General features: G+C 41.9%; 22 protein-coding genes. 14 read left to right on the top strand and 8 right to left on the bottom strand.

The annotated features are described in order from the left end of the window. Nucleotides 1–4 precede the first annotated feature (4 nt). The 4 genes from B0O44_RS13960 (at nucleotide 5) to B0O44_RS24880 (ending at nucleotide 7321) form a co-directional block, all read left to right on the top strand. On the top strand, nucleotides 5–3232 hold the full coding sequence (locus B0O44_RS13960) for a hypothetical protein (RefSeq protein WP_146229838.1): 3228 nt from the start codon (nucleotides 5–7) through the stop codon (nucleotides 3230–3232). An 11-nt stretch (nucleotides 3233–3243) separates the two neighbouring features. Next, nucleotides 3244–6636, top strand: a complete 3393-nt coding sequence (locus B0O44_RS13955; RefSeq protein WP_110831569.1) for a DUF6443 domain-containing protein — start codon at nucleotides 3244–3246, stop codon at nucleotides 6634–6636. A gap of 1 nt (nucleotide 6637) precedes the next feature. After that, entirely contained in the window at nucleotides 6638–6847 is a 210-nt protein-coding gene (locus tag B0O44_RS13950) for a hypothetical protein (protein ID WP_110831567.1), read from the top strand. 273 nt (nucleotides 6848–7120) lie between these two features. Further along, nucleotides 7121–7321 carry a hypothetical protein gene (locus tag B0O44_RS24880; RefSeq protein ID WP_146229837.1) on the top strand — a complete coding sequence of 67 codons (201 nt, stop codon included), beginning with the start codon at nucleotides 7121–7123 and terminating at the stop codon, nucleotides 7319–7321. 34 nt (nucleotides 7322–7355) lie between these two features. On the opposite strand, the gene B0O44_RS13945 is transcribed toward B0O44_RS24880, so the two are convergent. From B0O44_RS13945 to B0O44_RS13935, 3 genes are all read right to left on the bottom strand, one after another. Then, a complete protein-coding gene (locus B0O44_RS13945; RefSeq protein ID WP_110831565.1) occupies nucleotides 7356–8774 on the bottom strand; it encodes a serine hydrolase domain-containing protein in 1419 nt (472 codons plus the stop codon). A 334-nt stretch (nucleotides 8775–9108) separates the two neighbouring features. After that, nucleotides 9109–9582, bottom strand: coding sequence for a hypothetical protein (locus B0O44_RS13940; RefSeq protein WP_110831972.1), 474 nt, complete (start codon nucleotides 9580–9582; stop codon nucleotides 9109–9111). A 132-nt stretch (nucleotides 9583–9714) separates the two neighbouring features. Further along, nucleotides 9715–10044, bottom strand: coding sequence for a LytR/AlgR family response regulator transcription factor (locus tag B0O44_RS13935; RefSeq protein WP_110831563.1), 330 nt, complete (start codon nucleotides 10042–10044; stop codon nucleotides 9715–9717). Between the two features lie 319 nt (nucleotides 10045–10363). On the opposite strand from B0O44_RS13935, the gene B0O44_RS13930 reads away from it, so the two are divergent. Further along, nucleotides 10364–11017 carry a hypothetical protein gene (locus B0O44_RS13930; RefSeq protein WP_110831561.1) on the top strand — a complete coding sequence of 218 codons (654 nt, stop codon included), beginning with the start codon at nucleotides 10364–10366 and terminating at the stop codon, nucleotides 11015–11017. A gap of 13 nt (nucleotides 11018–11030) precedes the next feature. Here the strand turns inward: B0O44_RS13930 and B0O44_RS13925 are convergent, their stop codons facing one another. The 4 genes from B0O44_RS13925 to B0O44_RS13910 all read right to left on the bottom strand — a co-directional run bounded on the left by B0O44_RS13925 (nucleotide 11031) and on the right by B0O44_RS13910 (nucleotide 13943). After that, nucleotides 11031–11657 carry a hypothetical protein gene (locus tag B0O44_RS13925; RefSeq protein ID WP_110831559.1) on the bottom strand — a complete coding sequence of 209 codons (627 nt, stop codon included), beginning with the start codon at nucleotides 11655–11657 and terminating at the stop codon, nucleotides 11031–11033. Nucleotides 11658–11727: 70 nt separating this feature from the next. Beyond that, the gene (locus B0O44_RS13920; protein WP_146229836.1) at nucleotides 11728–12288 is read right to left on the bottom strand and encodes a hypothetical protein; all 561 of its coding nucleotides are present in this window, start codon (nucleotides 12286–12288) and stop codon (nucleotides 11728–11730) included. 5 nt (nucleotides 12289–12293) lie between these two features. Further along, nucleotides 12294–13019, bottom strand: a complete 726-nt coding sequence (locus B0O44_RS13915; RefSeq protein WP_110831555.1) for a M15 family metallopeptidase — start codon at nucleotides 13017–13019, stop codon at nucleotides 12294–12296. A 69-nt stretch (nucleotides 13020–13088) separates the two neighbouring features. Beyond that, complete coding sequence (locus tag B0O44_RS13910; protein ID WP_110831553.1) at nucleotides 13089–13943, bottom strand: hypothetical protein; 855 nt, start codon at nucleotides 13941–13943, stop codon at nucleotides 13089–13091. Nucleotides 13944–14354: 411 nt separating this feature from the next. On the opposite strand from B0O44_RS13910, the gene B0O44_RS13905 reads away from it, so the two are divergent. From B0O44_RS13905 to B0O44_RS13865, 9 genes are read left to right on the top strand one after another with little or no spacing between them, the layout of a single operon-like run. After that, a complete protein-coding gene (locus B0O44_RS13905) occupies nucleotides 14355–14825 on the top strand; it encodes a glycine-rich domain-containing protein (protein ID WP_110831551.1) in 471 nt (156 codons plus the stop codon). Next, nucleotides 14825–15745, top strand: a complete 921-nt coding sequence (locus tag B0O44_RS13900; protein WP_110831549.1) for a hypothetical protein — start codon at nucleotides 14825–14827, stop codon at nucleotides 15743–15745. The genes B0O44_RS13905 and B0O44_RS13900 overlap by 1 nt, the downstream gene beginning before the upstream one ends. Nucleotides 15746–15768: 23 nt before the next feature. Beyond that, nucleotides 15769–17883, top strand: coding sequence for a TonB-dependent receptor plug domain-containing protein (locus B0O44_RS13895; RefSeq protein ID WP_110831546.1), 2115 nt, complete (start codon nucleotides 15769–15771; stop codon nucleotides 17881–17883). A gap of 9 nt (nucleotides 17884–17892) precedes the next feature. Beyond that, nucleotides 17893–19080, top strand: coding sequence for a DUF4374 domain-containing protein (locus B0O44_RS13890; protein ID WP_110831544.1), 1188 nt, complete (start codon nucleotides 17893–17895; stop codon nucleotides 19078–19080). 7 nt (nucleotides 19081–19087) lie between these two features. Beyond that, nucleotides 19088–19783: an ABC transporter ATP-binding protein gene (locus tag B0O44_RS13885; protein WP_110831970.1), complete on the top strand. Its 696-nt coding sequence runs from the start codon at nucleotides 19088–19090 to the stop codon at nucleotides 19781–19783. Continuing rightward, nucleotides 19780–21915 carry an outer membrane beta-barrel family protein gene (locus B0O44_RS13880; RefSeq protein ID WP_110831542.1) on the top strand — a complete coding sequence of 712 codons (2136 nt, stop codon included), beginning with the start codon at nucleotides 19780–19782 and terminating at the stop codon, nucleotides 21913–21915. Before B0O44_RS13885 ends, B0O44_RS13880 begins: the two co-directional genes overlap by 4 nt. 11 nt (nucleotides 21916–21926) lie before the next feature. Then, complete coding sequence (locus tag B0O44_RS13875) at nucleotides 21927–23333, top strand: ABC transporter permease (protein ID WP_110831540.1); 1407 nt, start codon at nucleotides 21927–21929, stop codon at nucleotides 23331–23333. Beyond that, nucleotides 23330–24757 (top strand): DUF3526 domain-containing protein, encoded by a 1428-nt coding sequence (locus tag B0O44_RS13870; RefSeq protein ID WP_110831538.1) that lies wholly within the window; start codon nucleotides 23330–23332, stop codon nucleotides 24755–24757. Before B0O44_RS13875 ends, B0O44_RS13870 begins: the two co-directional genes overlap by 4 nt. Further along, nucleotides 24754–26091, top strand: coding sequence for an MATE family efflux transporter (locus B0O44_RS13865; RefSeq protein ID WP_110831535.1), 1338 nt, complete (start codon nucleotides 24754–24756; stop codon nucleotides 26089–26091). The genes B0O44_RS13870 and B0O44_RS13865 overlap by 4 nt, the downstream gene beginning before the upstream one ends. On the opposite strand, the gene B0O44_RS13860 is transcribed toward B0O44_RS13865, so the two are convergent. Then, nucleotides 26088–26672, bottom strand: a complete 585-nt coding sequence (locus B0O44_RS13860) for a methyltransferase domain-containing protein (RefSeq protein ID WP_110831533.1) — start codon at nucleotides 26670–26672, stop codon at nucleotides 26088–26090. The two genes, B0O44_RS13865 and B0O44_RS13860, sit on opposite strands and share 4 nt — an antisense overlap. Nucleotides 26673–26685: the final 13 nt, after the last annotated feature.

The following is a 26685-nucleotide window of genomic DNA, read 5'->3' as shown; positions in this document are numbered from 1 at the left end:
TTTTATGTATAAATCAATCTATTTATTACTATTGGGCTTGTTGGTCACCATATCTGCCCATGGTCAACGGTTATTCAGTAAGGCCGACCTTAAAAGCCCGGTTACCGGATCTCCGGAAGCTACAGCACTTGGGAAATATGGAGATAATCCAGTTTCCTTGTTTTCTGGTGTTCCAGACATCTCTATTCCTATTTACACCTTTAAGGCCGGAGATATTTCAGTGCCCATAAAACTCAGCTACAATGCTGGAGGCATCAGGGTGGATGATATTGCTACAAATGTTGGGTTAGGCTGGACGTTAAATGCCGGTGGGATAATCACCAGAACACAACATGGTGGTGCAGACGGTACAAACAATATGCAGTTTCCGGGCCCTAATTTTGATCCGCACACTAATGCCGCAGATTATCAAACAGGAAGGATTCTGGTCGATGAAGGGAAGGATCTGGAACGGGATGCTTACTATTATAATTTTCTCAGTTCTTCGGGGAAATTTATGGTTAACCACAGTGGAAAAGCTTGCTTTTTTCCTGCAAATCCCAATATCAAAGTAAGTATGGATGAAAATGGTCCTCCAATAATTATAACTGATGACAATGGATTCAAATATTTCTTTACCCTGTTAGAAACCACCAAAAATACACCTGTATGTTCGGTTGGTATACCAGGCGCCAACGAATATCCGGATGAAACGATCACAGCTTATTATCTGACTAAAATCATAAGTCCAAATAACAATCAGGTTGATTTTGAGTACGAGGGATATAGCTATAAGATCGTGAAAAGTTATACGGAAGTGAGGTACGAGAAACCGGGATTGTCTGATTGCCCTGAATTAATTGCACAAAACAGAACATGCAACAATATTCAGGAATTTTTTGGACAAAGAATCAAAAGAATACGGTCCTCTGGAAACCCCAACACTATAGAGTTTTCTTATTCGACGACCAAAAGACTGGATTTAAAGTTTAATAATATTGACCAGGGTAATTATCTGAACCATATTTATGTTAAAAGTAATGGGATAAACATAAAGAGTTGGGATTTAGCCTATAGTTATTTTGGTTCGGATACCAATCTCAGGCTTAAATTGCTCTCTGTGAAGGAAGATGATCGGCCACCATATGAATTCTTATATGATGAGCAGCATCCAATGCCGGAACGCCTATCTTTTTCACAAGATTATTGGGGGTTTTCTAATGGAAAAATGCCTATAAATACTTTTATTCCTCCTATTCCTATATTAGGTAAGATATCAGGTGCTGACAGAAACCCTGACTTTGAATATATGAAGTCTTATACTCTAAAGAGTATTAAGTATCCCACCGGAGGAAAAACTGTCTTTGAATTTGAACCACATCAGCAATATGTTACCGAGGAGGAAACGACCTATGTGACAGAATCTGCAATCTTATCTGATGTTTCAAATGGTACTGTTGATTTCTTTCTACCCTATGGCTCTGCTGAATTTAAATTGAGCTGGGGTCTTGCAACAATCAATAGCGACGACTACATGTTTGGAACTATTTTGGGTGGCCCGGGTTTAAACACAGTAATCAAATCGGTATCCGGAACAGGTACTGAAACAAGTTTTTCGAATTTGTTGTTAGGTCAAACCTATCGGTTATCTATTGGATCAAGTAATACTGATGATAGAGGGTATATATCCTTTGAATGGAAAAAGCCAGTCACCAATGTAAACGCTTACAATAAAATTTTATATGGAGGACTGAGGGTGAAAAATATAAAAACTTATAACAATGCAGAACTTACCGGGAGTAAATACTACGATTACAGCTGGGTAAATAGCCAAACAGGGAGCAATATTGTATTGCCGGGAAGTGCATATGACAGTAAGATGTTTTATAGTTTTTACAGTACACCTAGGGTTGTTGTACATTCCGGAGGGCCGGTTTTAGAAGGTAGCTGTGGTTACAATGTCCTTTCGGCTTCGTCTTCACAGTCGCTTGGCTCTGCTCTTGACAATACTTTAGGTTATCAGCAGGTCACAGAAACGAGTGATGAAAATGGGGCAAACGGTAGAACAATTTATAAATATTATGTAGGAGGATTGGAAGGCTCTAAGGGTTCACTTGTTGAAAAAACCGATCAAAAACTGATTGGTGGTCTTTACAAAAATGTTTTCAAACAGAAAAATGTCTATCAGGAAGTTGCAGAGGGACAGGAAATTATTCCCAGCATGAAAATCAGTTATGTACAACCCGAATTAATGCTTCAGGTACTTATTCCCGCACAGTTCGAAGTACAAAAGTTTTTGAACATTTCTGGTCGGTTTCTTTTAAGGGAAACAAAAGAAACTGCCTATGACAACCTTAGTTCAGATTCTGTCTCGACAACATTAAACTATACTTATAACAGCACCGCCCATAATTATCCTACGGTAATAGAAAAAGTTGATAGCCGGGATAAAACAATGAAAACAGAAAAAAAATACGTAAATGAGATGCTCAGTAGCGGATTACCTGTTTATTCAGCGATGCAAAATGCAAATATTATTTCTCCTGTTATCGAAGAGAAATTTATCAATCAAAGTGATAATGTGCAGGTGGCCAGGCGCCTGACGAGTTATAAAGATTTTGGGAACAATATTTATCAACCGTCTATAGTAGAAACATCTTACGGGACATCTTCACCAATTGTCGAGATTGTCTATGATCAATATGATAGTCATGGGAACTTGCTAACCTATAAACGGGTCAGTGGTCCTCCCAATTCGTATAAATGGGGATACCATAATGAATATGTTGTTGCAGAGGGTAAGAATGCCAGTGCAAATGAAATTTTCTACGAAGGTTTTGAAGAAGATAACTCTTCTTCTGAAATGCTGGGTACTGCCAATGCTCCCGCCCATACAGGATTCCGTTATCATTTAGGTAATTATACAGTGAATTGGAATATACCAAATTCGCGGAATTATGTGATCAGTTACTGGTACCGTTCCGGTGGGGTATGGAAATTACATGATGCCTCACCTTATACAGGAAGTGTTTACAGCCTCAGTGGGGGGGATGCGTACGATGACATCAGAATTTGTCCATCGAATGCTCAAATGACAACTTACACCTTTAGTCCGCTGGTTGGTATGACCAGCAAAACTGACCCTAAAGGTCAGACGACCTATTACGAATTTGACCAGTTTCAGCGACTAAAATTTATAAAAGATCAGAAACGTAATGCTGTAAAGAATTATGATTATCACTATAAACCATAAATGCGCTCCTTATGAAAAGAATTATCAAAATAAAATATAGGGTTCAATTTGCTTTGATCATAAGTATATCAGTTTTTAGTTGTTTGGTGCTAAATGCTCAGGAGCACAAGATTTTAACAGCCTATAACAATGAAACAGAAATTAGCTCACCCGGCAGTATTACGTTAAAAGATGGGTTTTATATCCCTGCTGGGAAAACAGTTCGAATTTATGTGGGAGGGATGAGTTTTAAGAATTGTGTTTCTACCTTGGCTGGAACATCAAGCTCTGACCAGAATTATATTAGCACTAAAGTTTTTAAAATACCTAATGTTTTTACAGAAACTGAGGCAAATGGGGTCTTTAGTATTTGTGATGCCAATCAAACCATACAATACTTTGATGGATTAGGCCGTCCTTTGCAGACGGTTACAGTACAGGGCAGTCCAAGTTTTAAAGATGTAGTACAGCCTATTGTTTATGATGTATATGGACGAGAAAATCGAAAATATTTACCATATACGGTGGCTGGAAATAATGGTATTTACCGGACGGATGCACTCGCAGCCCAGGCCAGTTTCTATAACTCACCTGTAACAGGAATTTCTCCTATTCCAGGAGCTGCTTTTGCTGAAACAAAATTCGAGGCTTCCCCTTTAAACAGAATAGAGCAGCAAGGAGCTCCGGGAGCGGTTTGGCAGCCTGCAGGTAGCCGGAGTGCGGGTATTGGCCGAACAGTGGTGACCGACTATGGAACCAATGCTGCTGATGAGGTTAAACTTTGGACAATCAATAGTAATGGGGCCAGCTCAAGTGTTTATCCGAGGGCTAAGCTGTATAAAACAATTACCAAAGATGAGAATTGGGTTTCGGGGAAAACAGGAATAATAGAGGAATTTAAAGATTTTGATGAGCGTGTGGTACTTAAAAGACAATGGGAAACAGATGTCAAAAGCCTTTCTACTTATTATATCTATGATGACCTCGGGGATTTGCGTTATGTGTTACCTCCAGCAGTGAATGAAGGAACGGATAAACCTTCAGGTACGATTAGCAGTTTTACGGAAAACGATGTCTTATTTGATCAGTTTATTTATGGTTATCATTATGATGGACGTAAACGGATGATTGAAAAGAAAATTCCAGGAAGAGGCTGGGAGTCTATGGTCTACAATACACTGGATCAGGTGGTACTTAGCCAGGATGCAAAACAATATGTAAGTGGCCAGTGGGCATATAGTAAATATGACGCAATGGGCAGGGTAATTGCGACTGGACTTTACACCGATGCTACTGGCAGAGGCGCTTTACAGGGAGTTTTGGATACACAGACGGTTTTTTGGGAAGATCGCCCACAGGGCGCAGATTATAGTAATTTGGCTTTTCCTACTAATAATACAGAACAACTAACGGTGAACTATTATGATAATTATGCCATTCCTGGTCTGCCGAACAATCAAAGCTTAAACTATACCAATCAATTGACAGGTCTCCAAACGGCGAGCCGGATAAAGGTATTAGGCAGTACTGATGAACTATGGACAGTGAACTATTATGATGAAGAAGCCAGGGAGGTTAAAGTTTATAAACAGCATTACAAAGCTGGTGTAATAAATCCTGATAACTATGATGAAATAGAGAATACCTACAACTTTGCAGGGGAAATGATTGCAAGTAACAGGAATCATCATGCAGGTACTGTACTGACCACCATTGCTACCCGTCATGAATATGACCATATGGGCCGCAAGAAGGCAAGTTTTGAATCAATCAATGGAAAGACAGAAATTGCGTTGAGTAAATTGGATTACAATGAAGTTGGACAGTTAATGAAAAAATCCCTGCACAGTACCGATGGCATAACTTTTCTTCAAAATAGCACATATGCTTATAATTCAAGGGGCTGGTTAAAGAGCAATAATTCCGATCAGTTTAGCTTTAAACTGGAGTACGATACCTTAAGCAATACTAACCCGCAGTATAATGGTAACATTACTGCGCAAAGATGGGGAGCGGGAATAGCGCTTGACAATGGTTTCGCTTACAGTTACGATCCAATGAACAGATTGCTGTCGGGCATAGGATCCGGTTTGGTAGCTAACGGAAAAAATGAAGTATTGACATATGATGTAATGGGAAATATTTTGAGTTTAAACAGGAACGGAGCTTTAGGAACTTATAATTATTCTGGTAACCGGTTAAACCAGATTTCAGGAGGTCTGGCAACCGCTCCTTATATTTATGACGAGAATGGAAATGCTACTACCGATGGACGTAATGGAGTAAGTATTGTGTATAATAAGCTCAACCTGCCTTCTACAGTAAATAGAATCGGCTTAAGTATGACCTATATTTACGATGCTGCGGGAACTAAGCTTAGAAAAGTGAGCAATGGTATCACGAGAGATTATATCGACGGAATAGAATATAATGGTGCTGCAATAGACATTATTCATACTGAGGAGGGGATTGCCAGAAGAATAGGTGATGATTACAGTTTTGAGTATAACTTAACAGATCATTTGGGTAATGTGCGTTATACTTTCAATAAACATCCGGAAACAGGAATATTAACACGTATTCAATCGGATGATTATTATCCATTTGGAAAAAGATTTGCGGATGGGGGAGTAAACAAATATCTTTATAATGGCAAGGAATTGCAAGAGGAGCTGAGACAACTGGATTATGGCGCGAGGTTTTACGATCCGGAGATAGGCAGATGGAATGTGGTGGACCCGAAAGCTGAGCTGGGAAGAAAGTGGTCACCCTATGTTTATGCTTTCAACGACCCACTTAGGTTTGTGGATCCAGATGGAATGTGGCCTTGGCCAGCGGCATATAATCCGTTTACAAGATTGGAACATGCCTATAATAAAGCTGTTAATAATGTTCGGTCAACGTACAATAAAGCTGTTGCCTCAACAAAAAGGGCCTATAATCAAGTAGCGGCAACTGTTAGCAAAACTGGGCAGTCAATAAAAAAATGGACTGCGGAGAATAAGACAGAACTATTAAAAGCCGCAAAAAATATGCAAGAAGTAGGCGATAAAACAGCAGCGGTAGGTGCAGGTATGACTGTTGTTGGAGCTGCGGTTGCAGGGGTTGGTGCAAGTCCTGGGCTTGCTGTTTCAGGTACAGGTAAAGTTACTTCACTAATAGGGGCCGGTTTAGAAGTAGCTGTTGAAGCCGTTGCAGGGAGTAATAAAAATGCCGTGGCTACTTTGGCTAATGAGGTTACTTATGGTGCCATTGGTGCTTTAGGTGGAAAAGCAGTAGATCAGTTATTACCGGCACCTTTGCCGGGGCTTTCGACTGAAATAAAACAAGCAACGAAGCAATTTATGGGATTTGTAGAATCAAAGGTGAAATCACAAACGGATAAATCGGTTGACAAAATTAAAGAGCAAGACCAAAAAAAATAATATGGATTTTGAACTGTTTTTTATGGGATTAGGTCTCATTTTTATAGGGTTTTTAATGTATCTCTACATTAGAGGACAAAGACCATCTTCCGAGAAAACAGGTTGGGAAGGCCCAACTATAACAGCTTATGTTCAATTTTGGGGGGGACTTATTTTATGTATATTTTTAGGAATAGTTTTTATTCTTAAATCACTCCCTACACATATTTAATTTAATCTGGTTATGGAATTATTAATTAAACTACTATCATCATTAGGCCTTATACTAATTGGAATTATGGGAAAATTTTCTGTTAATGATGGGTGGCAATCTGCAAAAAAATATTGGATTTATTTTGTTTTATTAGGAGGATTGTCATTAGCATTTCAGATGTATAAACTTCTTGTTTAGTGCCTTGAAATGGTAAACTGAATTTAGACTGTATTATCGAAGATCGACCTTTTTTATTTAAAAGGTCGATCTTTTAAAAATAAAACATTACAGTTGAAAATTCTCTTATCTCCGTTGTTAAGATTGATTTCCTGGGAAGATCTGGGTACAAAGGCCTACACCACTTATTATGCTTTATTCTCTAAAAAAGATCCCACCATTTACCAGAGTTATAGTTATCTGGAAGATTGGAATACCGCATTGGTTTACAGCTTATCTAGACACATTCTTAATCATAAAGGATTTATAGAATAAATGAACGGGCAACAGAGTTAAACTTTTTTGAGTGCTAGTTGTGTTTGTTCTTTTTGACGGATGTACCAATAACCTTTCCATATTGCAACATTTCAAGCTTTGTATCTCCGTTTTCCATATCCGTAAATTTAAGCACAGCATCTGCTCCGCCTTGCCTTATGCCCTGAAATTGATCTTTTGCAATGGGAAAAAAACGCATGTCCCACTTAACTTTGCTCGAATTGTGGACTAAATAGCCATTTAAAAATGTGATTTCTTGCTGCTCTGCTTTATTTGCTTCGTCTGTATAATAACCGGCAAACTTTTCTATTTCAGCGAAGGGCAATTCTATTTTTTTAGGATATTCAATATTGATCGGCTTATTGTCTAAAATTTGGTTAATGGTTTGGTAGGGATTGGCACCTAAGTTGAAGTTTTGCAAGATAATGATCGTACGGTTTTTGCGCATATTGTGATAAATAAATGTGGTATAACCATCCCAGCTACCGGTATGTCCAAAGGACAGATTGTTATTCCCCCCGGATAACTCAAGACCAAATCCATAGGATACAGATTTCCCGGCCGGTGTTTTGGTTATTGCGGTCATCAGCCCAAATTCTTCCGGAGTAAAAAAAGAATTATTTTTAAGTGCCGTTATCCATTTATAAATATCATTTACAGTTGAATTTACTTTAGCGTTTCCTACAATGCCGTCCAGGTAAAAAACAAGGCTGTCGCCATAGTTTGGGTTTTCTGACGTTATTTTATCAAATGAATTTTTCTTCCAAACATAACCGGTAGCCCGGTTTTTAATTTTTTGAGGATGTTGCCGGTGATTGTAGACAAACGTATTTTTCATGTTTAAAGGTGAAAAAATGTATTCCTTTAGTAATTCAGCGAAACCTAAGCCAGAAACACGTTCGGCAATGGTGGCCAGCAAGGCATAATTCGTATTACAGTACCGGTGTTTGCTGCCAGGGGCAAATAAAAGAGTGTCTTTTCTTGAAGAATAGAACCTGATCAGATCATCATTGGTCGCTATTTTCCTGCGGTCCCAACCATTCTGCATATCTGCAATATATTCCGGAATACCGCTGGTATGTCTCAGCAGATCATATATACGCACCCCTTTCCATACCGATAGTTCAGGAATAAATTTCGTCAGGCTGTCTTCGTACTGCAACATCCCTTTTCTGTGTAACAATAGGATTGCTGCCGCTGTAAATTGCTTGGAACAGGATGCCAGCTCATAAATCGTTTCTTGCGTATTTTTATGTTTTGATAAGGTGTCCCGGTGTCCATAGGCTTTTGAGAAAATTATTTTGCCACCTTCTTCAATGAGTACAGTTCCATTGAATTGATGTTGCGCATACATCATGCTAAATACACTATCAAGTTTTTGTTGCGCGTTGCGTTGAGAAAAGCCTTTAACGCTTAGAAATAGACAAATAAACAGAATTCTGATCTGGGTCATAAATATTTGGTTTTTTAAAATAAGACATAGGATTGATGGAGATGTTGCACGAAAGCTTTCCTTTGATACGCGTCTAAGGAGCATTGTTTAGTCAACGCATTTTTAATTAAACGGCAGATAAACCTGAAATAAATGCTTAATTAATTGTACAACCGTTTTATAGGTTAGTGTGCGTATTGTAAATCTTCCCTAAAAAAATAATTAGCCAATGTTGATGAGCATCGAAGCCCCTTAACTTTTACCCATAATTTTCAATAACGTGCTAAAAATCGTTCTACTTGCCAGTGTTTTTAATCCTGGACAACAACAAAATGCTCCGTATTGCTAGTGGTTTTTAATTTCTGTCAAAAGTTTTTGGGATTATATTTTTGTCTGTTTCTCCGGAGAATGTCCAGGAAATTATATACCACCGATTATGTTCGAAAATTAATTGAATGCTGTTTATTCCCCTTCTTGCCACTTTTCCGTCTTTTTCTAACTTCGTTTGGTAAGTACTCCAAACGTGTGCAATATTTCCAAAAATCCTAACCTCCCGGTTAATTTCGCTTTCATAAAATGCGGTGTTAAAAACCATATCATCAGTTTCTTTATGAAATTCCGGTAATGTCATCGTCACCTGTTCTTGCTTTTTTTTGTCAAAATAAGAATACACCGCTTTGGGGTGATGTAAATAGTTATCCCTTTCCCATTGCCTTTTTGCGTTTTTTTCACCCGAAACAACCTCATAACTGGCCTTCATTAAGGCGTCGATCGTTTTTGCATCATTTTCAAATGTGTGGTTCTGAGCCTTTAAATTAGTTGTTGTCATAAATGCCAAAGTCATTAAGTAAAACAAAAATTGTTTCATAATCTTTTTTACAAATCAACTCACATAGACGATCCCAAAAAAATAAGTTATTTGGTTTGCTTATATTTTTATGCAGCCTTTCAAATTTCTTATTTACAATAACAATTTATCTATACTATTTAATAGGCAATCCTTATAACTTTTTGCAATTGTAATTTTATATTCCCCAATAATTAAATGGTTATCTTCTACATAGTCCACATTTTTAAAATTCACAATGTTGGAATGATGAACCCTCATAAATTCATCGGGAAATCTTTCAATCAGGTCTTTTAAAGTCTTATAGTAAACGTATTTTTTATTATTTCTGACAAATATTTCAACATAATTTCCCAGCCCCTTTACAAACAGGATGTCATCAAACCTTAATTTGATTAATTTTTTGTCCATTTTTATGAAAGTGAAGTCTTGCTGGTTGTTCATTTTGTTTTAGGTTTGTTAAAATTGCCACTAAATCTAAAATAGGTAATTTAATCACTTTCAAAAATAACTATAAGTAAATTACAGTTACCAGCAGTTCAAACACGTGTTTATTTTCCAGATGATCTTTAGTTCAAAAAAGTGTTTTTGTTCATGATCTGGAACATTGGAACAGCACATTGGTTTAGGGGTTATCCTGCACATTTTTAGGTACAAAGGATTTATAAAATAAAGGCATAATAGAACTAAAAAAATCATTAACAACTGGGCAAATGATTTGAATTGTTATTGATATATTCGTCCATTAAACGATCTCAACCAAATGGGCTTATTTCTTCTTCTTATCGGTTTACTTTTTATAGTTTATAATTTAGTACTTAACCTCACCAACTTAAGCAAAATTATAAATTACTGTTTCGACAGCAATTCTATTGAACATTACTGGAGTTTATTTTATGAAGCCTGCTTTCATAGAAAGGCCATTTACAGTTCCATGATCATTGCCGTAATCGGCTTTTTCATATTTATAATCATTGCGCCTATCATTTTAATAAAAGGCATATTTGAGCAGAAAAAAATGGAAGAGCGTTACCTTTCGGGGGCTTACTTTAAATATGCAGATTCAAATCTGATTGAGAAAAAATTTAGTTTTTCGAACCTGCACGAACTGGGTATTGACCGGTTCGAATCGACCGCTACAGGTAATGTAAGAGTAGACCTCGCTTTAACAATGGGTTATATAGAGGAGCACTGCCGGAATAAAAAAATGCGGATTAATCAGAATGTTTTTGAAACCTACGATTTGAAAAACAAAATGAGGGTCCTGATACCGGTTACGATCGAAACCGGAGAAAAGACTTATCCTGTATACCTGATTTACAACCAGGAGCATAAAGATGCGTATCAAAAAATCAATCCGGCCCTGAAAGAAAACCACTTTGAAAATGCCTTGTACTTATCGGTGATTCCGATGTGATTTTGAATCCTTGTTAAGACTCCACACTCAAAGCCAGTATAATATTCCCTTCAGGAGTTTTATAAACATTTACATCTGTTAAAATCAGGTCTTCCAGATCATGTCCCCAAATGCCGTACTTGCCATTGGTTTCATTGCGGTTAATTAAACCTTTCCTGTCTTTCATCGGAATGGTTTTGGTGGTGGCACTTTCCTCTTCTTCCTTATATAACTGCACATAATGCTTACCGATTTCACTTAACAACTGGCCCCGGGTAAACCCTGCCGGGGAATTCAGCTCAAACCTGTATTCTTTGCGTAAAGGATAGTCTATAACCAGGCTAATTTTAGCCTCGTTTAGGACAATTTGATCTTTATCTACAAGTTTTGGAAGCTCATGAGCGGCCTTGGCAATACTGACACCCAAAACAACCCCTTTGTTGTAATCCTGTTTATTGCCGCTGTTGGCTTCAAAAGTAATGGTGCTTAAAAGTGTACCCAGGCTGTCTGTACGTTTGGTGAGGGCCTGCCGCTCGCTCTCTATTGACGCGGTTTCACTGGCGCTTAACTGCGCCGGTTTTCCTTTGCAGCTGCTTAAAGTAAGCACCAGTAGGGGAACCAGTATAGCGGGATAAATAGTTTGCTTAAAAAAGTGTTTCATAAAAGAAGATTAAAAGGGCTCAATGTATCTGCAATTTATAACTATATTTCAAACCCATTAAATATAACCCCTAGTTTTTATAATCCCCGTGCAGCACATCCTGCATATCCTTTACATCATCATGAATGGCGCGTTCCTTTTCTTTAAATCCCTTTGGGGTAACCACTTTTACCTTTGTGCCGTCGAGCCACCTGATTAAGGTTTTTTTATAAAAATAGTAACGATTTTCTGCAGTCTTTTTTACCTTAAATCCCTTCACATAAATGGGTTTATCATAAAAGGTTTCTTTGTTGTATTGAAAAAACAAGCCATCGGGGTTAAAATAATAATCGGTTTCTACCTTTCCGGTTTCCCCATAAAAAACGGCATGTATTTTAACCAGATCTGATTTTCGGTGATAACTGGTCACTTCTCCGCCCTCGGCCGAAAAACCGGGTGCATTGACCGTTTTCTTTTTATAAGAAGCCTGTTTTGCATTAACAGCTGTAAAATCGGCCCTGATTTTTTTGACCAGGGCAGCCGTATCAATGCCATTTACAGTAAACACAGTGCCGGCATTTTTTGCAGGTGCATGGCCGCTATGGCAATTTAAAAAAAGGCCAAGGATATTGAGGAGTAGCAGGTTCATCATGTGGTTCATTTTACGGTTGCAGCGCTTAATTCTCTGATGCTTTTTCCAAAAGTCATCTGGAAATGCGGATAGTCTTTAAATTTTTTCCAGTCACCACCCCATTCAAACCCAAATCTTTTACCAATTTCAACAACATCATTTGGAACAACGCTCCAGTCTGCCTGTCCGTTTTTCATCATCACCACATCAATGGCCAGGGCATAGTTATGGTAACTGGTGCCTCCGCGGGCATTGGTTACAATTTTACCTGGTGTAGTCCTTCCCTGGTTGTAAAGGGTGTTTTGCTCGGCAATGGTCCTGGTGGCCTGTACGACCCGTAATTGTAGGCCCAGTTCTTCTTCAACGGTATTGATAAAACCTCTTGCTGGGTTCTGGAGCCTGGGGTCTAAAGTGGCAATCCGTTTATTGCTAACTGCATCCCAGGTGGGTTTGGAAGAAGCCGGAAGTCCGTCTTCTATAAGCAGCGTTAACGTATTGTTTTTGATGTTGTGTTTTAAACGTTTCCTTTTATCGAGAAAAAAGGGGGTATCCAACGCATAATAATCAATTTCAACGCCTCCTCTTACCGAAACCTTTTTGATGTCATAATTTTTATGAAGCACACTGAGGATGGTCGGGATAGAGAATGAAGCGTAAGAGCAGGCGTAATTATTGGCCATCGTGTTGAAAGGGTCATTACTGCTGAAAATAAACCCTAAGACCTGTCTTTTTCTTGTTAATAAATATTCCATAGTGGTAGAGGTGACTGTAAATCAGGACAAAGCCCAAATTCAATTTAGCTATAGCAATAAATATACCGTTCAATTCTGATCGCTTTCTGAACTGGGAATATCATATATTCCGCCTACATTTTTGATCAGTTCTGTATTGGTGGAGTGCAAAAGGAAATCGTCTTTGAAGGTGCTTTTCTTTTGCAACTGGAGCTCTTTTAAATTTCGCAGTTTGCCATCGTACAGGATCCGGTCGGGAAATTCATAAATATGGGCATTGTACAAGGCTTCTTTAGCTGGATTATGGACAATTAGCATGTCCAGTTTATAGGTTTTGATACTGCCGCTGTTTCCATCGGTGCTGATCCTCACACCAACCGAATAAGAGGTTTCGACCTGTATGGTCCTGTCGGCCAAAACCCACTCATAAGAGCAGACATCAAAACCCGATTCAAGGAAAAAGGCGTATTTGGGTTTGCCATATTTTTTTTGCAGGTCATCCAGGCACTTTTTTCTCAGTTTGGCCTCTTTAAATTCGGCCTCGGCATAAAAGGCAACAGGCTTTTTATCCCTTTGGCAAAGGATCTGGAGCGATCCGAAACGGATGTTCTGAAATTTTGCAACGCTGTCCAGCTGTGGGCTTTTGTACAAATATCCAAAGTCCTGTTGCGGTACCTTTATTTTAAGGGCATCTGTCATGACATTGCTGATTTTATACCGGGACACCTGCTTTGCCGGGTTTCCTTTTGCGGTATCGATTTGCAAATCATTGGAATCCAGAAGGTGTTTGGAATACAGCCGGGGAACGTTTTCCTGAAAATTAACTTTTTCCAGGTCAAATTCTGCGCGACTAACGAGTACAGTGGGTTGTTCTTCTTTTGGAGGGGCCGGGTGGCAGGATGGTAAAATTAAGGCCAGTAAAATCAGGTTCAGGATTTGTTTCATAGGTTTTTTAGAAGCGTTTTAGATTCTGAGTGTTCATAGCAAAGAACGTTCCATGAAAAATGCATTGGGTTTTTGCTTCTATCTTCTTCAGCCTCAGGCGGCTTTCTGTTTAATTTCTTTTTGATGTTAAAAATTTTAAAATATTTAACGCAATACTGTTGCATTTATTTAAATAATATCTAACTTGCAATATTGTTGCAACAACGAGGGGAAGCCGAAAACCTGATCCAGAGTAGGCCATCAATTCAAAAATTAGACCCATGAACAATTTATCAAAAGACGCATTGATCGCTGAGATCCTTGTAAACAGAGCTGGTTTTGCTTCTCACTGTAGCAACTGCGGACACTGTACTAGCGCATTGTAAAAACAAGCAGCAGCGGAACATAGGTTCCGCTGCTCAATTTTAAGATATGGACCAGCAGCAACTCAAACAAATACTCGCATATAATAACGAAGACGTCCTTTCCAGGTTTACAGATCAGTTTAAGGTTTCAGAAGCCGAGGCCGATGACCTGTTCCGGGAAACCAGGAAGTTTTTGTACCTGTGCCAGCTTCCGGGAATATTTATTCCTGATGAATTATTGATCCTGGACGAGATGTGGCATAATTTCATTTTGTTCACCAAGGAGTACCATCGTTTTTGTGAAGAACATTTCGGACGGTACTTTCACCACCTGCCTGCCACCAAAAGCGAAAAAGAAATCCAGCGCATTAAAAATGAACTGGACCCCGAACTGGCCAAAACAGAGTTTCAGGTTAAACTGAGCCATGTGATTGGCCATGCTTATGATGAGCTTGGGGCAGATACGGTGGTTAAGTGGTTCCAGGTGTATCCCATTCAGTATTCCAAAGAAAACATCAGCAGCTTAAGAAAATATTAATGAGCATTTTTCCAAAACGAACCTTAAGGGACAGCAGGGTCAGCATCCATTGGAATTTCAACACGGCCCATTTAAAGGAACATTCCATTTGTCCCCTGGTGCGCATCGGTGTGCAGGACCCTTTAGGGGAAATCACCTGGCTTTTGGAAAAACACATGCTTGCCCTGCCGGCCATCAGCAGGGAAGAAAGCCGGAAGGAGGGACAGTTCCTGTACCTGAATAAAAACACGCCTTTAATGGTTATGGCAGATTACCTGAGCGGAAAGCAAAAAAAAGAAAAACTGGTGGAGATCTTGCAGAACATCCAATCGGGAAGGCATTATTATTTTAGTTATGCAGTGCCTGCTGATGCGCCCCTTGGCAAATACAGTTTAATTTCTACGGTGATGAGTTCCGGGGAAACCAGGTATTCCAAAACGGCTGCGGATGATTTCTTTTTTGTTGAAAAAGTAGAAATAAAGGCGACTACCCCTCAGAAGAAGGAAGGGGCTTATTCGGTAACCCTGCATAATGAATCACCGGAAGCAGTTCCTGTTAAAATTATAGATTATAAGCCCGGAGAACCCATTTTTCCGGATCAGTTACAGGTATTTGAACTCCAGGCATTCGAAAAAAAAGAAATTGAGTTTCAGTATGCCCAGGCTTACCTGAGCTACAATGAAGAACGGGAATTGTTGCCGCTTTTGACAGCCCCTGAACCCCGATGTATCCGCAACCAGCATTTTCTGGAACTGCGCAAAGCAGAAAAAATTTACCTGCTCCATGCCCATACCGAAGAAAGCTACGAGCTCGGCGGAAACCAGCTGCTCATTTGGGCCATGGCCGGGGGCGTATATAGCAGGGCGCAGGTCCGGACCACCGGATGGGAAGCCGAATACGATGAGATGCTTGGAGCGGGGCTTATACATGAAATTATTTAACCCTTAAATCCAAGATCAGTAAGGTGGGAAAAATACCATATCAAAAAGTGCTGGTGCTGCTGTACCTGCTTTTGCCCATAACCTTATGGGGGCAAAATACCGAAGACAAAGGCAAAGCACTGAAAAACGTTACGGTGAAGGGCAAAAAAATGGCCGTAAAAAGCAAGGAGCAGCCCCAGAACCTGAGCGTTATTGACGCTTCAAAATATTACAACCGGCCTGAAGGGGCCATTGCCCTGATCAACCAGTCGGCCGGAATTAAAGTCCGGCAAAGTGGTGGCCTGGGCAGTTTTGCCGATGTGTACATCAACGGCATGTCAGGAAAACAGGTGAAGTTTTTTATAGACGGGATTCCCCTGGATTACCTGGGCGCAGGACTGGGCCTGAATATTTTGCCAATTAATAGTATTGACCGGATTGAAATTTACAAAGGGGTTGTACCGGTTAAACTGGGCGCTGATGCATTGGGCGGGGCAATAGATGTCATTACCCGCAAATCCTTAAAGGACTATATCGATGCTTCTTATGAGATTTCTTCCTTTAATACCCATAGGGCCAGCCTGAACCTGAAAAAAAGCATTAGTCCTTTGTTTTACACGGACCTGAGTGCCTTTTACAACCATTCTGATAACAATTATAAAATAGATGCAGAAATTCCGGTCAACGGTACGTTGGTTCCCATTCAGGTTAAGCGCTTTCATGACCGTTTCAGCAGTTATTATGCAAATGCGACAATTGGCATCACGCCTCAGAAATGGGCGGATGAATTGAGCTTTTTCACCGCCCTTTCTTCTCTGGACCAGCAGCTGCAGAACAACCGGATGATGACCCAGCCTTATGGTGAGGTGAATTATGACGAACAGGCCTGGAACAATGGTTTAAAATACAGCAAGGCAAAAATTGGTGGACACCTTTCCATTAATGCCTATGTGGGCATAAACGCCATGCGCAACCACTATGTGGATACCTCGCTCAATACCTATCTCTGGGATGGGTCTGCGCCGCCTGCTTTCAGAAGGAGCAGTGGCGGCGAAAGTGGTCCAAGGCAACAGCCCAAAACAAAAATCAGCAACCGGATAGCACGGATCAACGCACTCGAGGAGTTCAATGACCAGACCCGTTTAACGGCCAACATCATTGCCAGTAGTTACAGCCAGTCGGACGATAATCCGGCTACGGCAAACTATCCGGTTAAATTACAGAAACTGGTCGCCGGCCTGGCTTTTGAAAAAGACCTTTTGGACGGAAGGCTGACCAGCATTACCTCCCTCAAATATTTCAATTATTCGGCCAGAGGGTATAGCATCAGTACCCAGGACAGCCGCAGCTTAAGTGATGCCCGTTCACAACAAAGCCGTTTTGGGTGGAGCCAGGCTTTAAGGTACAGGATCAGTGAAGTGCTCCTGTTAAAGGCTTCCTATGAATATGCCACCCGTTTGCCCGATGAACAGGAACTTTTCGGAACTTACTTTAACCGGGTTTATCCGAACCCTTCCCTCAGGGCCGAAGTGAGTCATAACCTCAATGCAGGGCTCCAGTTTAATGGTGAAAAATCGGGCTTCGAAGTAAATGCTTTTTACCGCAGGGCCGATAACCTGATCTTTTCACCACCCTCTTCTTCAGCTTTATTTAGCATTTACCAAAACCTGCTTAAAGGACAGATAACCGGATTGGATGCAGAATACAGTTATAAAATTACAGATGCGCTAAGGCTTCGGCTCAATGCCACCTGGCAAAATTACATCAGTAAAACCGATGCCGAAAATACCGGGACCGGGAACAGCAGGGGCTATTACAACCAGCGTTTACCCAATATCCCTTTCCTGTTTTCCAATGGGGAATTGCTGTATGTTAAACCCGGTGTATTTAAAAAAGACGATAGTTTTTCGGCCTGGTACAATGGCAGTTATGTGCACTGGTTTTACCTCTACTGGGCCAAAGACGGCGATCCCGATCAGAAATTAAGGATCCCTACCCAATACGTACAAAGCAGCGGCATCAGTTACGCCATAAAAAACAATAAGTATAACCTCAGTTTCCAGGTCGATAACCTGGCAGACGCAAAAGTATATGACAACTATGGGGTGCAGCGGCCGGGAAGGTCCTTTCACCTCAAATTCAGAACATTTATTCAATAAGCAAAGACCATGAACAAGACTTTTAAAAATTCTTTACTGATTGCCTTAGCGGCTTTATCCGGCCTGATGGCCGCCTGTTCCAAAAAAAGTGATGATGTACCGCCTCCGGGAGACAACAGCGGAGTGACTTTTGCCATTTCCAATGTTGGTGGGGCTTACCCCAGCCAGACAACTTATATCCAGGGTTTAAAAGATTTAAACATTGCTGCCCTGGACAACAGCAAGGCGACCGAGTTGCCTAGCTTTTCTTCACAGTGGACTTATGGCGGGGCCATTTATATGACCAATTTCGGTGCACCGGCCACCATGACCAAATATACATTTGATGCCAGCGGAAAAGCGGTTGTTGCCGGAAAGCTGGTGGTTCCGGGAGCCAATACTTTTTCTTCTGTAGAATTTGTCAGTGCAACAGAAGCTTATGCTTCGGTAGGCGGGGGACTGGCCAAGGTGATTAAGTTTAATCCTTCGGCACTGCAGCAAACCGGTGAAATTGACTTAAGCACTGTATTAAAGAAAAATGCCGCTTCTACCTATTACCTGGGGATGAAAGCCCGGGATGGAAAATTGTTTCTGGGTATTCAGTATTTTGATTCTAATTTCAATCCTTTGGAAAATGTGGCCTTTGTGGCCGTTCTGGACCTGGCTACAGGTAAGGTAGACAAAGTGATTTCTGATGCCCGGACCAGCAATCTTTTTCTGGCGGGATCTTCGGTCAGCGGTTTTGCATTGGACAGTAATGGCGATTTGTACATCCAGGGACAGGGTTCGGGTACAGTACCCAGCGGGATCTTGAGGATAAAAAAGGGAGCGACAGATTTTGACCCTAGCTATTTCTTTGACCTGAAGGCAGCAACGGGAAAAAACTGCTCTGGCTTGTACCTGTTTTCTAACGGGCTGGCTTTTACCACCCAAATCCAGGACCCGGCAGATGCTTATGAGTCTAAAGGGCCAAATTTCAGGTATTATAAAATTGACCTGTCAGCCAAAACTTCTTTAGGTGACCTTTCTGCGGCACTACCTAATATTTATGGTTCCAGTACTTCGATTATGCGCAAATTCGATGACAGCAGCATCACTTTTGTGGTTTCTTCCAATAAAGAAAACAGCATTTACAGCTATAACATTTCCAATGCTGTAGTGACCAAAAAAATTAGCCTGAACAGTGGTACCTGCACAGGCCTGGACAAAATCAAATAAGCACGGCATGTTAAGAGCAGAGCAACTGAAAAAAAGCTATAAGGAGCAGGAAGTATTAAAAGGGATTGACCTGCAGGTGAAAGCAGGCGAAGTCTATTGCTTGCTGGGGGCCAATGGTGCCGGAAAATCGACCACCATTAATATTTTTTTGAATTTTAAAAGGCCCAGTAGCGGTAAGGTCTATGTGAAGGATATTGATGTGAACCTCAGGCCACAGGAAGCCAGAAAACACATGGCTTATATCCCTGAAGTGGTGATGCTGTACCCCAGCCTGAGCGGTTTGGAAAACCTTAATTTTTTTAGTCAGCTGGCTGGTTATTCTTATTCTAAAACTGAGCTGGAACAATTCCTGCTGAGTGCAGGCTTGCAACAGGGGGCCATCTATAAAAGAATGGAAAGCTATTCCAAAGGCATGCGTCAAAAAGTAGGGATTGCCATTGCCATTTCGAAAAATGCCGGGGCACTGATTATGGATGAGCCCACCAGTGGGCTGGACCCTAAAGCGACCAATGAATTTACCGAAATAGTGCGCAGTTTTAGCGCACAGGGCAGGGCTGTACTGATGGCTACCCATGATCTTTTTAATGCAGTGAATATCGGTACTCATATTGGCATTATGCGCAGGGGCGAATTGGTCCATTCTTTAAAAACGACTGAAATTAATGCGCGGGACCTTCAGAAATTATACCTGGAAACCATATGAAGATTTACCCCCTTTTGTTCCTGTTAATGAGCTGCTCGGTTGCTTTTGCGCAAAAAGACAGCACTTTGCTGCGAAAAGATACCACAGCAAAACAGCTGGAACTGGTAACGATCAGTTCCTCCAGGAAAAATGTGGAAATGAAAAACGGAAAACTGATTTACAATGTAGAAAAGAGTGCTGCCGCTGCTGGCAGCACTGCTTTTGACCTGCTCAGACGCACACCTGGAGTGAAGGTCGATCAGGATGAAAACCTGTTGCTAAAAGGTTCTGCAGCAGCCAATGTGATGATCGACGGTAAAATGAATTACCTTTCTGCCCAGCAGCTGGCCAGTTTGCTCAAAGGGATGACCAGCGATCAGATTAGCCGGATAGAGGTGATCACTGCACCTTCTGCCCAGTATGATGCTTCGGGCAACTCGGGCATCATTAACATTGTGACCCGTAAAAGCAATAAGCCCGGTTATGCATTAAACCTGAGTTCGGGCATTACCTTAGGACATTATGTGCTCAACAACCAGAACATTACCGGGAACATCCGGGTGAAAAGGTTTAATTTTTTTGGGAACCTGGGCTACAGCTACCGCAGGTCTTACCGGGAAGAAAACAGCCGCCAGCTCTTTGATACCAAAGCCGGAACGCCACAGATCCTTGACAGAATTGGTTTTAACCCTTTCCGGAGCCAATACTACAGTTACCGGCTGGGAACAGATGTTTACCTGAACAAAAAACAGCAGATTGGTTTTGTCTACACAGGCACCAGGGACGACTGGACAAAAGATGCAGTGTACACGACTTATACGCGGAGCACAAAGGAAGAACTGCTTTCGGCAAAGGACAGCAAGGTCTATTCTAAAGAGCCCTATTATAACAATGCCTATAATTTGAATTACAAGTACAGCATAGATTCTATTGGGAAAATGCTAACTGCTGATGCAGATTACATCTCTTACAGAAACAATTCCGATGGCCATTTGGGCAGCGGGACTTCTCTTTTAAATTATCATCAGCCAAGCCATATCGACATCCGCTCCCTGAAAACAGACCTGGTCTGGCCGCTTGGAAAATGGAATTTAAAAACGGGTTTAAAGTATTCATCGGTAAAAATCGACAACAATTTTAACTATGACTCCCTGCAAAACAATAGCCTTGTACAGGTCGCTGCTTTAAGTGATCATTTTATTTATAAAGAGCAGATTTCGGCAGCTTATTTTTCTGCGTCAAAACAATGGGAACACACCACCCTTGACGCCGGGCTCAGATTGGAACATACCCTTTCTGAGGGCAACTCTGTAAAAACGGCTAGCCTGAACAAAAGCGTGTATACCGATCTTTTTCCTTCCCTGGCCCTTACACAGCAATTGAGCACTAACCATAAACTGGATTTCTCTTTAAGCCGAAGGATAGGCCGCCCTGGTTACCGGGACCTGAACCCGGCCAGGTATTTTACGGACCAGTCTTCCTATTACCAGGGGAACCCTGGCCTGCTTGCTGAAAAAGCATGGGTGCTGTCTGCGGCTTATACTTTAATGGACAAGTATATTGCCAGCCTGAGTTTTAACCGGGCAGACCAGTTTATTTCCAGTAGCATCAATTCCGATCCGGCCACTGGGACGCTGATCCGTAGTGTGGCGAATTTTAGCCATAAAGACCGTTTTGAAGCGCAGGTCATTGTGCCTGTAGAAATCGGTACTTTCTGGAGTATCAGCACCAGCGCAACACTGAGTTATACCCGGTATCCTTTGGTACAGCTACAAGGCTTTAAGAATGTAGATAAAATGGCCATAGAACTGTATGCCAGTCAGACATTCCGTTTGCCGGGTAAAACCAGCCTGGAGCTGCTGACGCGTTATACCTCGGCCGATCTGAACGGGGTCTATATGGCCCGCTATTATTTCAGTATGGACGGGGGCATCAAAAAGACCTTGCTGAAAGATAAACTCGATGTAAAATTTGCTTTTGCAGACCTTTTCCATACAGGTTGGTATTGGGGCTATTCCTTAAGCAATACGGCTAACTTTTCTTATAAAAATATCCCCGACAGCCGCCGTTTCAGCTTTGGTTTAAGCTACCGGCTGGGTGGAAAACTGAGTGGGAACAAGCCCAGACAAACTGATGAACAAAAAAGACTTTAAAAATTAAACAGATGATTGCGATCCTCATCAAAAAAGAACTCCTGATGATGCTCAGGAACAAGAGCTTCCTGCTGACGGCCCTGATTATGCAATTGCTGCTGTTGACGGCCGCTGCCGGGGGCTACCAGGTTTTCAGGGAAAGTACTGCCGAAAGGCTGGCCGCTGAACAACAAAAGCGGGCACAATGGCTGCATCAGGACCCTAAGCACCCGCATATTGCAGCCCACTTTGGCAATTTTGCCTATATGCCAAAAACGGGGTTGAGCCTGTTTGATTATGGGCTGGATGCTTTTACCGGAACGGTGGTGTATCTGGAACCGCATAAGCAAAATGAATTTTCTTTTAAACCTGCCGAAGAACAGAGTTCTTCTTTAAGGTTTGGTGAACTCTCCCTGGCCATGATCCTGCAATTGCTGTTTCCCTTGCTGATTATTTTTAATGGTTTCACGGCCTTTAGTAAAGAAAGAACAGGAGGGACTATCCAGCTGCTGTACAGTCAGGGCCTTTCTTTCCGGCAGTTGTACCTGGGGAAATTTCTGGCCTGCTGCATCTGGATCGTTCTTCTGCTCCTGCCGGCATTTATCCTGCTGTTGCTTACTCAGATCTGGATAGGGTACACCGCTTCGGGGATCATAAGGGTTTTGTTGCTGGGCCTTTTTTACCTGTTGTATCTTTTTCTGGTGGCAGCAGTTACTTTACTGGTTTCGGCTTATAGTAAAAACGCCAAACCGGCCATTTTAACCATGATCGGCATTTGGCTGGGTTTTATGGTGCTGGTACCCAAATGGGCTGCCAGTGCAGGGGACAACCTGTATCCTTTGCCAACCAAATACGATTTTATGCAAGCCATTCGCCAAGACATTCAAATGGGAATAGATGGCCACAATGCCTCTGGCGCAAGGGCCTCAGCGTTGAAAGCGCAACTGCTTAAAAAATATCAGGTCGATACGGTCTCGAAACTCCCTTTTAATTTTGAAGGTTATGTGATGCAGGCCGGAGAGGCCTATAGCAGCTGGGTCTATGACAAGCATTTCTCCAGCCTGCAGCAGCAGCTTGGCCGGCAAAACCAAATTGCACTCTGGTGCAGTCTGATTGATCCTTTTGTGGCCATTAAAAACATCTCCATGGGACTTTGCGGGACAGATTACTATACGCACCTTGATTTTCAGCGGCAGGCCGAAAATTACCGGAGGTTTTTTGTCCGGTATATGAACCAGGACATGGAACAGCATTCCAGACTGGGCGATTGGGAATATAAGATCAGCAAAGAGAAATACGCAGAGGTTCCGGCTTTCCATTATGTTTCGCAGACCGCCGGTCAAAGCCTGAAGCCTTATCTTTTGGGTTTTTGTTCCCTGGGCCTTTGGTTTCTGGTAACCCTTGTGCTGGTAGAAATTTATAACAAACAACGATCATGAAATTACACCAGATTATATTTGCGGGCGAGCTTAAATTGCTGCTTAGAAGCAGAACACAAATAACCGCCCTGCTGCTTTTCATTGGTCTGGGCGCCTTTAGCGTGTACTATGGGCATTCAGAAATTGGCAAACAACAGGACAGGCTCCGGAGTGTAGGAGATACCCTTGAGAAAAAGAAATTACAATACCTGGAAGCTTTTAAAGCCGATACCAGTACCGCGGCGGGTAAATATGCTTATGAGGCTGCGGCCTTGCCTTCACTGGCCCGTTTCAGTTATAATTTTCTGGCCTCAAATCCACCGGCGGCATTGGCTGCCCTTTCCCTGGGGCAAAGGGACCTCTATCCTTACTATTATATACTCAATGCCCAGAATTTATACGCCCAGACCTTAAAAGGGGATATTAACAATCCTTTTAAGCTTTCAGCGGGTAATTTTGACCTAGCCTTTGTATTTGTATACCTTTTGCCCTTACTGATCATTGCGCTCAGTTTTGATGTGTTGTCCCTGGAACAGGACCAGGGAACTTTAAGCCTGCTGCAGACCAGCTCTTTCCCGCTTAAAAAAATTATTGCTCAAAAAATAAGGTTTAGGTGCCTGCTGGTGCTGCTGCTGGTCCTGGTGCTTTCCGCTGCTGCGTTTTTGGCCTGCGGACCAGGACTGCAGTTGGCACAGTCGTTGGGTTGGCTGCTGGTTTTGTTCGCTTATACGGGATTGTGGTTTTCCATTTTATACCTGATCATTTCTTTTAAAATGAACACTTCGCTCAATGCCATCAGTAGCATTGGTGTATGGATCTGCTTACTGATTGTCGTACCAGCCCTGATCAATTTGCTGGTGGCTGGTGGACAAAAACAGCAATCTTCCAGGCTTGCCGGTTTGATGAGAAGCCGGAACATGCCCGAAAAAGAAGAAGCCATGCGCGGGGCCCTGAATCATTTTTATTCCTACTATCCGGCCTTAAAACCAGCGGACACGGCAAAAACACCATTCTTTTATTTTCAGGGTTATTCTGCTTTTTTAATGACTGAGCAGTTAAAATCCAAAGTCCTGGTGGATGAGTTGTACCATGCAGTAAAAGAACGGAACCGCAAGGTCAGTTATTTTAACCTGGTCAGTCCGGCGGTTCATACGCAAGAGCTGCTCAATGCTTTATCGGGTACGGATATGGACAGGGAGCTGCAGTTTAAGCAGGCCATAGAAAAATACCACCGGCAAATTTTTTGGTTCTCCAACCGGGCGTTATTTGCCAACCGCATGCTGACAAAAGCAGATTATGCAGCTGAACCCCGCTTTGAATTTAAACCGCCTACGCTTTCTGCAGGGACTTTATTTCTGGGCCTGTTCCAGCTACTGGGTAGCGGCATTTGTCTGTTGCTTTGGGCAGGGAAAAATTTTTCAGTTGCTTTTAAGGAAGATCAATGAAAGGCAAACAAGAAATTCTGCAGGGCGGGCTCTGGAAACTGATGCTTAAGCTGTCCCTGCCTGGAATACTGGGCATGTTGATGGTTTCCCTTAATGCATTGGTAGATGCCATTTATGTCTCGCAGTTGGTAGGTAATGTTGCTTTTGCAGGTGTTTCGCTCAGCATGCCTTTATTTACCCTTAGTGCGGCAGTTACTTCTATGCTTTCCTCGGGGGCTTCTGCTTTGTACAGCAGGGCCATTGGTGAAGAAAATGTACTGCTCGCAAACAGGTTATTTGCAAACCTGACCCTGCTGGTGGTTCTGGCCTCCCTGATCCTCGCATTGGCAGGCATTTGGTTAGGCGGACCTGCGCTGATTTTTCTGGGGGCAGACCAGGCAATGCTGCAGTATGGCAAACCCTTTTTCCAGCTGGCCATGGCAGGGGGGATCAGCAGTATGATGGGCCTGTGCAGTTCTGCACTGATTAGGGCTGAAGGCAATGTCCGTTTTGCCATGAAAATTACGGCCATTGCGGTTATTTTAAATATCCTCATCAATCCGGTACTGATTAAAACCTTTCATTTGGGTGTACAGGGCTCGGCAATGGCAACCATTATTTCCATGGGAATTTATACTTTTTTGAACCTCCGTTATTTTTATCTGGGCAAAGGTTACCTGAACCTGAAGCAACGCTGGGCTTTAAATCCGCCCCTGATGTTGCGGATTTTGCAAACCGGCCTGCCTTCTTTTTTAATGCAAATCAATGGTTTTTTTCGCCAGTTTATTTTGTTTAAACTGGTGTCGGCTTACAGTACAACTGCGATACAGCTAAGTGCTTTTACAGCCATTTACCGTTTGTTTTCTTTTTCGGCCATTCCGGTATTTGGAATGCTCCAGGCTTTTTCTCCCCTTATAGGGATTAACCTGGGGGCAGGAAAAAAAGAGCGGGTCAGAAAAGCGGTTGGGATATTCCGGACCGGGGCAGTTGCTTTGTTACTGGTCCTGGCCTTACCAGGTTTTCTTTTCCCCAGAACCCTGCTTTCCTTATTGTTGCCTGGTGTGGAGCTGCCCGATAATTTAATTTTTTACTTCAGGACAGTGCTTTTGGCCTTGCCGCTAATGCCTTTTGCTTCCACGAGTATTGTATTTTTGCAGGTAAGCAGAAACAGTAAAACGGCTTCAAAGCTTACCTTTAGCCGGGAACTGTTTATTTTTGTACCGGTTATTTTTTGCCTGACCCATTTTATGGGCTACGCCGGAATTTATTATGGCTTGCTTTTAGAAAACTTCTTGTATATGCTGTTGGTTTATCTGGTGACAAGTAAAATCATGAACAAGGAACTGGCGCTTTAGCTTTTTCTGGCCAGCACACTAAACACATGCCAGTTTTTAATCATCCCGCTGAGTGTTTTTCCTTCTTTTTCTTTTTCATCCATCCAAAGAATTTCAAAACCTTTCAATAAAGCATTTAGTTGCGCTTTGGTAAGAAAAGTCATACCTGGGCGGCTGGACCAGGAGTCTTTGGGCCCGAAAAAGTGTCCGCAGAAAAAACCTTGTGTTTTTAAAGACAAGCGGATGCTTTGCCAGCAGGCATTGAAATGTAAAGGGTCACAAAAAGGGAGGGACATGCTTGCATTGATCAGGTCCAGCTGTGGAAGGTTTAGCTTTTCAAAAGATTGCAGCTGGGTTTCCAGTAAAGCCGACTTTGTTGTTTTTAAGTTTTCCAGAGAAGCCTCATCTTTATCGATAGCCAGCACCTTCCAACCCTTTTCCAGCATGGCCAGGGTGTCTATACCCGATCCGCAGCCTAAATCGGCAGCATAAAAATCGTTATCTCTTTGCTCAACATGTTCAAAAGCCTGACATAAAGGGGCCGAGGCCGGAAGCTTGATTTTGGAGAACTGGTCATTGTGCTGTTTCCAGGAAGGCTGCATAAAGTATATTTAT

Origin of the sequence: Pedobacter nutrimenti (assembly GCF_003208655.1) — a bacterium.
GTDB classification, from domain to species: Bacteria; Bacteroidota; Bacteroidia; order Sphingobacteriales; family Sphingobacteriaceae; genus Pedobacter; species Pedobacter nutrimenti.
This window is presented reverse-complemented; position numbering and strand designations above follow the sequence as displayed.